This is a genomic window from Oleiphilus sp. HI0117 (genome assembly GCF_001635235.1).
Window position 1 is genome coordinate 1 of record NZ_LWGA01000391.1, and the last position, 12,614, is coordinate 12,614.

A 12,614-nucleotide genomic window follows, 5' to 3' on the forward strand; every position below is an offset into this window, starting at 1 on the left:
TAAATTATATAGCGTATTAGCACTTAGCCCTGTAATCTGAACTGAATGATCGCTTACAAGCTCAGTGTTATTCTGAACCCGGTAACTAATACCATCGTTAAATGAAACTGCACTGCTAGCCGCTTCGTTTGTCGTCCATTTCACTACAGCTACTGTATCTGAAATATCAGTAACCGTTGGCCCGGCGACGATTAGAGGAGGGTTCAAGTCTGCCGCTGCTAGCGTTTTAACTCTACTAATATGGCTCTGAGTTGGGCCATTACCGCTAATATCAGTAACTTCTACTGACACCGCATAGGTCTGATTCGAGTTTAGATCACCTACAGTCAAGTTATGGCAGCGAGAGAAGTCATTAAGTAAATACTCAGCTCCGTCAACGATAAACTTTCCTTGCACTGGCTCATTAGCACAAAAAGCCACCGTAAACTGGGTTTCTCCGATAGACGTCGCTGCTAAAGGTTGGACAAACTGTGGCGCTAATGAGTCAGCACTAATACTTTGAGTGGTAAAGCTTAGAACTTGCGTTTCAGAACTATTGTTTTGTGCGTCTCGTGTCGAAATATTTACGTCATAATCGGTGTTTGAATCCAGGTTATTAATAACAACGCTATGTTCTGTTAGAAAACGGTTATTTTTAAAAACCGCTCCACCAACCACTTGAACTGTACTTCTAGCCGGTTCATCGGTCTGCCATTCTATTACCACAGATTGGTTGCTAATATTTTTAACATAAGGCCCGGCAATAGTTTTCGGTATTATGCTATCAAGTAGAACTAGCTCCTGGTCGAGACTAAGCGCGTTGTTAAGGGCAAGATCAGATCTTACAAAGGTCGCAAAGCCACTTTCGATTGTTGGAGTATAGGTAAGGTCATACAAGCAGTCAGTGCTGTCTGGGTAAAAACCGGATTCAATACAGGTATCACTAGGGAACAGCAACATAACATAGTTGCCTTCAGCATCTGTACTAGCACTACCACTGGCATGATCCAAACTACGTGTCGATAACTGAAGTAGGGGGCCTTGCTCAGGACCGTGCCAGACCGTGCTGGTTTCGATTGATACATTGGGGATAGGGGCTTTATTAGTATCAAGTACCTTGCCAGACAGGACAAGAAAATCGAACTGTAAATCACGTATTGTATCTACATAAACTTCAAAATCTTCGGATGAGATAGCTACACTATTTGGCGCACCAGAAAGCGAAACATCCGATGCTATAAAAGAGGCTCGAAGCACATAACTACTAGGCGAAACATCCCATTCATAGGCGCCATCTGAACTAACTTTTTGGGTGTCTCCAATTTGAAGAAAAGTATCATCTTGCAATACTTCAAAGAGAGTTACGCTCGCACCATCAATTAAGTTTCCCTGATGATCTTTCACTACGCCACTAAGGCTTGCTGCATGCACCACAAGTGAAAAAAATGCTAGGAAAAAGCTTAGGACAAGCGTGAATCCTCTGCCTTTCATAAAACCCAATAGTTTTTTACACATGCAGCATCTCCAGACAGAAGAGAAGTTCTTAACAAAAAGAAAATTTGATAAAACAAAACAAGGTGGAGCAGCTAAATAGTATAGCTCGTTTTATCAACTTCACTATTTCAGTGAAACCAACATACCTCGACTGATTGCCGTAGAGGCATTATTCCCAGCATTCATCGTCGCAGATGCCCACCAATAACTCATTACACACTTTGTTCCGCTTTTGTTAACAACTATGTCACGGAAATAACAGTCAATAATGCAAAGGAACTGAATAGGTCACACATATAAGAAGTGTTGCTACATTATTGTGCCGATGGTAGTGCGTTTTATTAGCAGAGTAGAACACATGATAACGAAGCGAATCACCATATACATAACCACGATCTATTTAACATAATATATATTATGCGCACTTATATATTCTGGTGAAGCGTAATTGACTGGTACTTGTGGGTGAGCAACTAAAGAACTAAACTTTTGCAACTAAAAAGCTAAAATTACAACTATATCTATAAATTGGGCAAACTAACTTATGAGGGTGCTTTTTTCAGTTAAAGCAGTTTTTGATATTATCTGGATTACCAATATTCGAGTATTTTGATTTTGAATGTGCATGTTTTACAACGTATGGTGTGTTCTCAAGTATGCACTAAAAGGGATTCTCTTTTTTTGCTGAGGAGGTGCACTTTTAATACAAAAGTGCGTTATAAACAGCGCTTCGCCAAAGCGTGTTTTAATAAGAGTACATAAATTACCAAGAATTACCTATCAAATTGGTAATTACCACCGGCTGGGGTAATTGAAGGCAAAACTCTTGTAAGTGCCTTTTTTTACTGCAGGCTTTGACATTTTATTTATATAATCCTTAGTAGTAACACCTCTATAGAATCAAAAGTAAAGTGTATAAATTCTGTTTATAGCCCTATAATCCGTTAAATTCCCATTATTACGGATTTTGTTTGCAAGGTTGATTTATGCCTAAAAATGGACAAGCTCGTGTACCCTCTTTAGACGAACAGCATCATTTATTCGAAGTTATTCTGCAAAACCGTCATCCAGAGAAAAATACTGCAATTATGCAAATCAGTTTCAAGCTCGGATTGCGAGCGCAAGAGATTGCTTTGCTACAAATAAAAGAGATTGCACAACTAACTTCTCGTTGCGACTTCACATTACTTCAGGTGATGACCTTACCCGCCTCGTATACGAAAGGCGCTGATGCCATGAAACGCTCAAAGAGTAAATATGAGCGCAAAACCATCAGCTTTAAGAAGTCAGCATTTGATCAAATGATACGTCAAGTTGAAAAACTGGTTCAGGTAGGTGCTGACGTAAACCCTGAAGATTTCTATCCTCCTGTGAAACAACATAAAGGTAAATCCCGTGATCTTCCCATGGTTGATACTGATTTGAGGCGGGCTCTTACTGAGTATTTACAAATTCGTATATCAAAAGAATCACACCTAAAGCCTGGTGATCCACTCTTTATCACCCAGAAAGGTGGCCCCTACTCTCCTAATACACTTCAGGAACATATGGCTCTCATGCTCCGAAATTGGGCCGGGATCGAGAAAGCAAGTTCACATAGTGGTCGCCGTTCACTGATAACAGATGTGATCCATAAACAGAAGAAGTCAGTTAAAGTGGCTCAGAAAATTGCTGGGCATGTAAACGCCTCAACAACTCTTATATATGAAGAGCCGCCAGAGGAAATGCTTAATGATGCGCTAAAAAATCTGAATAAGAATTAACAAGCTGTTCGTTAAGGAATAACAATACAATTTAACCCAAGATAACGCCCTATTCATTTAGTAATCTGCTATACAATAAGATCGATGACTGACATAGCTCGAAAATGAGCCTTCATAGAACTCGAAGTAATTACAGCTATGTATCGCCGCCATTCAAAAAAGGAAGAGCCTTAAGAAAGTTGCTTCTTAAGCCTTATCTCTCGAGGAAGCTCAGGGCTTCCCCCGAGCTGCTGCTGCGCTAAACTCTGGACTACTATTTAGCTTTACGACGCGCAAACCCCATAGCTAGAAGCCCGAGACCTAGCAGCGAGTATGTAGCTGGCTCAGGAACACTAACCGCTTTAAAGTCAAAGGAAAAATCAAAGCTAACGAAATCCCCGGAAGCAATGCTAAAAGGACTTAATCCTGCCATATCAACTCGGATACCGTGGTCTGAAAACGATGTATCAAAGCTATATAGAGAATGGCCTGTAACTTGTGAAAAACCTGAAATTACTGCTGAAGAGTCTACAACAGAATCCATATTTAGAACTTCCCAGAAATCACCATTTGATCCAGACCAGTCCCACTGAGTCGCTGAGCTATTAACCAGTCCAATTGAGAGCTCGTTGTCCGACAAGTTGATAAAATGACTTACTCCAAAACCATACCCACCTGTGCGCGTCTCACTCCCTGCCCCGACAACGGCTGATTGTGTGCCAAACCTGTCTTTAATATCTACCGTATCTCCAATTAATCCAGCGTTAGCTGTTGTAGAGCTGATTACTAGAATACCGGCTGCTAGACCGCATAGTAACTTAGACATAAACAATTTCCTTGTTAAATTCTGCCGACACACTTCACCGGCAATAGATTGACGTACGTAAAAAATGGACGTCCATTTAAACATCATTCACTAATGCAATCCGTGACTCATGTAGCATAAGTTTACAAAAAATTACATGATGTTAACGCTATGACTTAAGAGAGCTATTACTAGCCTAATTTGACCAAAGTAAACAAAAACCGCCAACGTCCGCTTTCAGAAAGATAAAGACACAGGTATTGGTAATTATCTAGTACACCTCTTAAAACATCATCAACATCTTCGGGAATGGCTCTTTCATATTTTTCTATTTGATGGTACTTTTTTAAGCCCAAAAGTTTTCTGATTCTAGTTTGAGGTACTCCCGAGAGCATTAGATGCACTGCAAAGCTATGTCTAAAGGTTTCAGCGGTTATATTAAAGGGGGAGCCTCCCGAACGTTCGACCAGTTTATGTATATGACGATTTACAGTATGTCGATCCACACCGAAAAGTCTTTGATTGTGTTTAATTTGGTTTCCAATAATGTAAGACTCAATACGATCTTTTAGATCCGAATCTTTAATTGAGATAGATCGAGATGAGATCATTTCTTGCTGAGCTTTTGTGGGCCTCCCAGCCCTACTATGAAGCCGCTTCAAAATAACACTTCCTGACCGTTTAAAGCTTTCACGCTTTAAACCTAGAACTTCAGAAACAGTTGCTCCAGTACTCCACATTAAATCTAACAACAACCTTCTGGGTAAATATTTTTCATTATTAAGTAGCGTCAATATCTCTGGCTTTACCAAATATCTTGGGTACTTACTATCAATGTTGAAGAGCGATGCTCTATGGTCGATTAACTCATTCCAAGTGTAAGAGCATAGGTAACCTGAAGTTTCACGGTTTTGCGCAAAAACACGGTATTCAAATAACTGCTTTGGTTTTTCAAATAAGTGTTCCATTTTTGCCTCCTAATTTTGGAGCAAGTTAAAGGTAATTATAGCCACTATTTTTAGCCAAACAGCACTCTTACTAGAACAAATAACCATTAGAAACAAAGGTATAGTAACTATGTACCAATGTATGGGTTATTGGTGCAGAAATACAGGCTATTTTTATGTGTTGTTTACCACGTAAAATAACAGTCTCTTCGGTCTACTGAGGATGTGTACATGACGCGAGAGCAGCTAAGATTAGCGCGACTTGTCACCGCTGAGAGTTTAGTGCCACAACAACATACCAACGGTCGCGCATTTCGCACGGCGGTCGAATGTCGCCTCCAAGCAATGATCAAATATCCCGGTGCCGCTGAATTTCACTCCTATGACGAGTACCTATATGCTGCCCTGCAAGAAGGCGACCCTCGCGTGGTTAGTTACATTCCTCAACCGCTAAAACTTCGGTACCGAGGCGTGCCCTATCGGCCCGATGCCTATGTATTAAAACGTGATGGTCGCTACATTATCGAACTTAAACCGCGGGGTGAATGGGATGACGAAAAGCTTGCCGCACTCAAAGCATTCTGCCAGTTACATAATCTAATCTTTGAACTTATTGCCAACGAATCAGCCCGTGAACGTGAAACGGAAGCATTAAATTGGTGGCGTATCGTTCGCGTGCTATATCGTGCGCGTCATGTAAACACCGACAACCACGAATTAAATATTCTGCTTGAGTGGCCCCTAGGCCAGACCTTCCCCTTACGTCACTGGTTACACCCTTTGGACCGTGAATCGCGCGCAATGAGTGAAGTTGCCTTATTCAGGCTACTTCATCGCGGCAAAATTCAGGGGAATTTAACCCAATGTCGACTCAGTTATGATCTGGAGTTATCCCGATGTCCCGTTGGCGACATGCCCTCGCGCTAGCGCCGCACTACTACGATTACAATAATTGGCCATTGGTTGAGGTCGATGCCTTACCGGTTTCTGTGCGAAGTACGTTCCTACGTAACCAACAAGTAGCTTGTTGCGTACTAAATGGCGACGCACTTAACCACGTAGCAGAGCGTGTCGCCTTATCCCCTGGCCGGATCACTCAGTTACTTAATCGTTGTTTTACCGAGGATCATGACGGTCAATGGCCGTTGACAAAAGCGCTAATTCCCCATCAACATCTCAAAGCAAATGAACGACTTATTGCGCTGCCAAGCGTGCTCAAACCTAGCGGTGAAAAAGGGGCGTTTCAAGCCTTGCTCAGCGAACTGCCTAGTATCGAAGTCATGATCGATGAGGCTATTGCTGCGCACTTGAAAAAAGCACGATACGCACCAACCTTATTACTTCATTCCATTTTTGGCATGTACAAACAGTGTCTGGTCGATGCACACTGGCCACACGATCGCTACCCCTATACCACAAATAAGTACGGTTACGAATCCTTACGTCGTCATATTCATAAAAAGCTCGCGAATGCGCTTCAAGCACGAGAGCGCACAGCTCGAATGAAATTTCCAGCCAGCCAGCCCCCTTTGCAGGTCATGGATCGTGTCGAAATTGATGAGCAGGTCATTGATTTCCAGGGACGGCTGACTCTCTGTTTAAATGATGAATTAATCCCTCTGCGATTAGCTCGCGCGACTTTACTAATCGCAGTAGACGTGGCCTCTTCGTGTTATCTTGGATACCACCTATCACTCACAGACCATCCTAGTGCCCTCGATCTACAGACACTACTCGATAACTGTCTGCAATCTTGGCAGCCGATGACACTCACTTCCCCCTTATTTACTTACGACCCGGGTGCCACTTTTCCATCGTCCTTACCTGACTTATCGCCCCTTGTATTCGAACGCATTGCACTTGACAATGCCTGGATGCATCACGCAAAGGCGATTGAACAGCTTGTTGTCGTTGATCAAGGGGCGACCCTTGAGTTTGGGCATCCGAAACATCCTGTCGCGCGGAGTGAAGTTGAACGTGCCTTTGATTATATTAATCGCCACCATAGTCATAAATTACCTTCGACGACAGGATCGCATCCGCGTGACCCTAAGCGAGAAGATGCAAAAAACCGAACTAAACCTCCTGCCATCAGTCTGCAAACGTTTGAAGAAGCGCTTAGCATTGTGTTGACTCAACATAACGTACTAAGTAAAGGCGGAAGAAATGCCGGATCTTCCCCTCTAACGTTGTTTGCGCATCAATGGCAACATCACTGGCACCCCAGTGTCTCTGAAGACATTGGCGTGCCACGCAACCCGTTCCGCCTCCGGTTACGATTACCCATTAAGCGAAATCGCGACAGCGGGCAATGTTATTTGTATTTTGAACGCGTGCATTACTACCTTGGCGACCTCGCTCGATTAGCGCCAAGCGAAACACATGTCTACGCGAATATGGATGCGCGTGATATTCGCAAGTTTGAGGTCGACACCGAAATGGGCAGGCCTATCGGCGTAGCAACCTGCTCACGTTCCTGGCAACGATTCCCCCACTCCATCACGATCCGAAAATACATCAACAAATTAATTCGCCACGATAAAATTCAGGCGCGTGATCCCTTAGCGGGATTACTGCACTATCTACTTAAACACAAGCAGGAACCAAAGCATGCGTTGAGACTGCTACACGTAGCCACTACATTTCAATCGAACGGCGACGCCCTCGACCTCAATCAGCCAGAACGTGTAAAAGCGAAACGCCAAGCTAAAGCCAATGCCACATGGTCTAGTCAGACGGCTTTTAGCCATCCTGGAGAACCATCATGACGTCCCAGGAAATGCCTTTTCACCCCCTCATCGATACACCGCTAGAGGTCGTATTCGATACTCAAGCATCGCTCCAATTAGAGGAAACAGTGAAACGTTGGCTATGGACCGGAGGAACCGGCGGCTATATTATTGGGCCGGCACGAATTGGAAAATCCTTTGCCGTACGTCGTCTCGTTGATCGCTTGCGTAATCGTCAACAACGTCGCGTTCCGGTGATCTATACCTCCATCAATCGTCGTGATATAAAAACCATACGAGGCGTCTTTAACAATCTATGCTTGAGCGTCAATGTGCCTGTATCGAAATCCGACTCATCGGATGTTTTGGCCGCACGCTTCGTACAACATGCCTTGGATTTAGTTAGCCTTTATCAAACTTATCAGATCGTTCTGATTGTCGATGAAATGCAGCGATTAAGTCTGGATCAACTGTACGCGTTTTCTGAGATTTTTGATGCATTTGAAACCGCTAGAATCCGACTAATGTCGGTGTTCGTGGGTAATCAGAATGAGTCTAATCAACTCTTAGATCAAATTCACCAATCGACAAATGACCATATATACGGGCGCTTCTTTCGTCAACACACATCGTTTTACGGCGTGCAGTCTGAGTCAGCACTCAGGGAGATACTGACTCAATATGATTCCTTTACCTACCCCGACAATGGACCCAGCTTTACCGCGTACTTTCTACCCCGAGCAGTCGAACAAGGCTGGCGATTCGTCAATATGGCTAGCGACATCTGGCGTGTTTATTGTGATCAATTCTGCCAAGAGGAAGAGTCACAACTAACCATGGAAATCTGTCGAGCGACCCTAGACATTCTTCTAATGGACTTCTTGCCACGGTTGACGGTTGTTCACGACTATGACGATGCCCTTATTACTGAGGCCTTTTATGTGGCGGGGATCTGATGATCGTGAATAAGTATTTACCCGACGACTATCTCGTTAATCAAGGTCGTTTCTTTTGGCTACCCTATTTGAGTCAATGGGGACGCTGGCGTATTCAGTGCATGGCCAATCCTGGACTACTCATGCGCGATATACGCCAAGGTAATGATCAAACGATTTTTGCGACGCATGCTGATCTAAACCGCCATAAATTCAAACCAGCCTTACGTCATTGTGCACAATGCAGTGCGCTTTTCTATCATAGCGATATCTATGATTATCCTTGGTTAACGAATTGCCCCATTCATGATACGACCTTAGGAAGTACTTGTTCGCGCTGCCACTCCCCATATCCCAAAACACGACAGGAAATTGCTACGCGCCATTGTCCTCAATGTGGTCGAGGTAGGGATGACCGCATTGAAAAAACACTCGCCTCAATCATCGAGGGCCAGGCATCCCTAGCAGAAAAAATTGACTCGACGGTTGGCTATTTGACTAACCTGATCACTAACATTGATGAAAAACTTCGCATGAAGCTTGGTGACGAGGACAGACTAATACAGAAATTGGGATTGTCGTTCCCATATCCATCACGATTTTCGCCGGAGCATCCGGATTTTTGGGCAATATGTTGCAAAGCAGGTTGGTGCAAGAAAAAGCAGCTAAGAGCAATTCATGGCGTTGAGGTGAGCAAAATTTCTAGCGTCACATTTTATCTTCAGTCGTATGATACAGAAGCACATCGTGACCGATATTTTGAGCAAATTCACGATTTAGAAACGTTAGTCTTAGAGTATGGTATGTCACGTCTGAAATTAATTAGCGGTTTGCTTAAACAGCATCGATTGCTTTCAATTCAATCCTATCGATATCTTTCGATCAACCATTTCCAGGCGTTATCGCCACCTTGCCCTATTTGTTTCGCACTGAGCGTATGGCTAATGCTTATGTTTACATTAACGTCTCACTTCCACAGTGCTAAGGTGCTGGAGAAAAGCTTAGAAGAGATGACCCCTCTGTTCCTTAAACAAACCGGATGGGCTGGTTGCTACACGCTTATACAACGACTCGTCAAAGCATTCACTATCGTTCCCTTATTTGAAAGTCATGCGCTCCGTCACTTTATTGTACCTCGTGCATTCGATGCTTTGCTCTATGCCCTGCTTCGATATGCTATTCATTTTCAACAAACTTTGAACACAAAGGATTTTGAGTACTCGCAGACCTACAGGCTAAAACACGGTGATGAATACGAGACCGAAGATCTAGTATCGATCGCCTCATTTTCTGGATCTGCAGACGAGTTATCATTCTGTTTATCCAAAGAAGATGTACTAAATAAGATCAAAGCATTAGATTGGCCGGCAATAGAAGCTTGCAAATGTGGTCTATTTCAACAAGAGTACCGTTCTTTAGCCCCTCCCATGTTGACAGTGTTTAATGATGTATTGGATCTAGATACGTGCCGTGAGGATAGTATAATAACTTATCTACATAAGTTTCGATCCCATATTAGAGATGATATTGGTGCTGTTCAAGCGTTTGGTATCAACCCATTTACATATCATTATGAAAAACGGGAAAGAATGTTCGGTAAGTCTTCGGTAAAAGGGTTATAAAGGTTTACGACTACTCACATCGCTGAGTCATTTTATGGGAATAGATAACTTAATATTCAAGAACCGACCTTGCTTCTTATCACAAACGATGAGTAAGTAGGCATTAATCTCTAGCTGAGCTAGAAGAAAAGTTCATTGCCTTTGTTCGGATAGCGGACCTTTGAGACTGGTTTGAACCGACTCTTTCAGTTCAGTGATTCCATAAACACTTATCAAGAGAGTTCGGCTAAAACCAACGAAATGAGTTTCATCGGTTAGAAGAAAAAAGCAGATCTTTTTCTTGTGTAACAACTATAGCAGTTACCTTCACAAAGCGGTCTTTTGGCGGGTTTTGCTTTTTGGCAGCTGTGATGAGACAGCCGACATTTTCGAACTATCACATTGTCCGCTTTTCTGTCATTACCGCGCAGGCGGTAATCTATTTTTTAAGTGACGTTGATTGTGCCATTAGCTGCCGTTGAAGCTTGGTTTAGATTTGGCCTAAATATAACATTTACGAACGCTCATGGAATGCTGGCTTTGAGCACAAAGCGCTAGTTTATTAGCTCCAAGATATTTTCGACTGACAACATACCAGGATTACAAGTACGTATGCAAAATTACCGTTTTAATCACTTATTTAGATAAGGGTAATGCAGCCAGTTTTAAAATTGAGCCAATGCTTACACTCGACCTAAAACGCTCTTTTCTCATTGAAACTGTTGTAAAAGGTTATCCCTTTGAATACTCTCACCAAAGATATTTTTTAGCTGTAAAAAACAAACCAACATATTGATTGGAAACCTCAAAGACAATTGGTAAATCATAGCTACAAGATACATTTCAACATTCGCTTTATGTGCAAAGTACGGGTATTTATGCGAGAACCAATTTCAGTCAGTGTATTTCTTTATCGAGAAACTAGAAACCAAAGACAGTATCTGTTGTTAAAGCGGGTACCTCGCCCAGACTTAGCTCTTTCTGGTTTTTGGCAAAGTGTTACTGGGGGGAAAGAGCTAGGCGAGAGCCTTCAAAAAGCTGCGATCCGAGAAGTTTTCGAAGAGTCAGGTATATGCATCTCAAATATTGGTAAGTCAATCTACCAGTATGAATACGCTATTAAACCAGAGTGGCAATCAAAGTACGCAAGAGAGCACAATACTATTCAAGAATTCGTTTTCTCTGCGCCTGTAAGTACCGACCCAATATTATCCAGCGAACATTGTGAGTTTGGCTGGTTCAGTTTTGAGAGAGCTAAAGCAATGTTAGAATTTCAACTTAGCATCAAAGCATTAGCGGTTATTGAGGCTTCGTTAGCTACATAATATACTTAAAAACCCCTTTCCTACCGCACAAAAAAGCAGCGCTGTAGTCACAAAGAGATCAACTCTGTTTATACAATTTTACAACCGAAGGAAGTTTCGTGAAATTATCGCTAATGGCAGCAATATCAAAGAATGGAGTCATAGGGAACGGCCCAGATATACCGTGGAGCGCAAAAGGAGAGCAGTTACTATTTAAGGCAGTCACCTATAATCAGTGGCTTTTAGTCGGACGAAAAACCTTCACGTCTATGGGAGCTTTGCCTAATCGTAGATATGCTGTCGTAACCCGTTCAAGCTTCACATCAGATGATAAGAATGTCTTAGTATTTTCAACGATCGAAGATGCTCTAATCCATTTAGAGAAAATAACAGATCATGCAATTGTATGTGGTGGCGGCGAAATATATAACAGCTTAATCGGCAAAGTTGATACCTTACATATTTCAACTATCGACATTGAGCCCGAGGGGAATATCTATTTCCCGAAAATCCCTAGTAGTTTTAAGCTAGTTTTCACTCAAGACTTCGTGTCCAACATAAATTATAGTTACCAAATATGGCAAAATGATTAAGAGGCCTTGATGCGCCTCCAGTCTTATAGAATAAACTGTTGGGTACGCCTAGATGACAAAGTACGAATTATACCTTTGCGATACAAGTGGAGAGCACACACCTGTTGCAATGTTTATATCCAATACACCTTTTCTACCAGTTTCGGTCGGAGAAAGGTTTGATGACCACGGTTGGGATAGGCTCGATGGTGTTGGACGGATCGCATCCGAACAATCTCCTAAGAGGTATATTGTGCACTCAATTAAGCATACGATACTCACTAAGCAAGATATCTTGACGGTCCAGTATTGGCTAAACTTAGAGCCATATGACGGACCAAGGTCGGCAGCATGGGGTGATTGTTAGTGGCGCCCACCAAGGATCCGCCCCTCTGAGTAAACGCTAATTTCGAACAGACGTTCGTTATCGACGAACTAATTCTATAAGATGTTGCAGTTCGAACTTCACCTACGAAAATATAAAAGTGATCTTAAACAATTAGATC

Annotated in this window: 11 protein-coding genes; 8 read left to right on the forward strand and 3 right to left on the reverse strand. The window is 42.6% G+C overall.

What is annotated here, in order from left to right:
- Positions 1 to 1,494 (reverse strand): hypothetical protein (locus tag A3757_RS04610; RefSeq protein ID WP_156506177.1); only part of this gene is annotated, 1,494 nt, incomplete at its 3' end.
- Positions 1,495 to 2,459: 965 nt separating this feature from the next.
- Here A3757_RS04610 and A3757_RS04615 point away from each other — a divergent pair.
- Positions 2,460 to 3,236, forward strand: a complete 777-nt coding sequence (locus A3757_RS04615) for a site-specific integrase (protein ID WP_068515018.1) — start codon at positions 2,460 to 2,462, stop codon at positions 3,234 to 3,236.
- A 253-nt stretch (positions 3,237 to 3,489) separates the two neighbouring features.
- Here the strand turns inward: A3757_RS04615 and A3757_RS04620 are convergent, their stop codons facing one another.
- Positions 3,490 to 4,041 (reverse strand): PEP-CTERM sorting domain-containing protein, encoded by a 552-nt coding sequence (locus A3757_RS04620; protein WP_068515024.1) that lies wholly within the window; start codon positions 4,039 to 4,041, stop codon positions 3,490 to 3,492.
- 170 nt (positions 4,042 to 4,211) lie between these two features.
- A complete protein-coding gene (locus A3757_RS04625; protein ID WP_068515027.1) occupies positions 4,212 to 4,988 on the reverse strand; it encodes a tyrosine-type recombinase/integrase in 777 nt (258 codons plus the stop codon).
- 210 nt (positions 4,989 to 5,198) lie between these two features.
- Here A3757_RS04625 and A3757_RS04630 point away from each other — a divergent pair, with 210 nt between their 5' ends.
- The 7 genes from A3757_RS04630 (at position 5,199) to A3757_RS04660 (ending at position 12,475) form a co-directional block, all read left to right on the forward strand.
- A complete protein-coding gene (locus A3757_RS04630; RefSeq protein ID WP_068513285.1) occupies positions 5,199 to 5,894 on the forward strand; it encodes a TnsA endonuclease N-terminal domain-containing protein in 696 nt (231 codons plus the stop codon).
- Positions 5,864 to 7,735, forward strand: coding sequence for a hypothetical protein (locus A3757_RS04635; protein WP_068515030.1), 1,872 nt, complete (start codon positions 5,864 to 5,866; stop codon positions 7,733 to 7,735). The genes A3757_RS04630 and A3757_RS04635 overlap by 31 nt, the downstream gene beginning before the upstream one ends.
- Complete coding sequence (locus A3757_RS04640) at positions 7,732 to 8,652, forward strand: ATP-binding protein (RefSeq protein ID WP_068515035.1); 921 nt, start codon at positions 7,732 to 7,734, stop codon at positions 8,650 to 8,652. Before A3757_RS04635 ends, A3757_RS04640 begins: the two co-directional genes overlap by 4 nt.
- Positions 8,652 to 10,253, forward strand: coding sequence for a hypothetical protein (locus tag A3757_RS04645; protein WP_068515038.1), 1,602 nt, complete (start codon positions 8,652 to 8,654; stop codon positions 10,251 to 10,253). The genes A3757_RS04640 and A3757_RS04645 overlap by 1 nt, the downstream gene beginning before the upstream one ends.
- Positions 10,254 to 11,110: 857 nt before the next feature.
- Complete coding sequence (locus A3757_RS04650; protein WP_068515042.1) at positions 11,111 to 11,557, forward strand: NUDIX pyrophosphatase; 447 nt, start codon at positions 11,111 to 11,113, stop codon at positions 11,555 to 11,557.
- Between the two features lie 98 nt (positions 11,558 to 11,655).
- The gene (gene dfrA, locus A3757_RS04655; protein ID WP_068507422.1) at positions 11,656 to 12,129 is read left to right on the forward strand and encodes a trimethoprim-resistant dihydrofolate reductase DfrA; all 474 of its coding nucleotides are present in this window, start codon (positions 11,656 to 11,658) and stop codon (positions 12,127 to 12,129) included.
- 52 nt (positions 12,130 to 12,181) lie between these two features.
- Positions 12,182 to 12,475: a hypothetical protein gene (locus tag A3757_RS04660; protein WP_068515045.1), complete on the forward strand. Its 294-nt coding sequence runs from the start codon at positions 12,182 to 12,184 to the stop codon at positions 12,473 to 12,475.
- Positions 12,476 to 12,614: the final 139 nt, after the last annotated feature.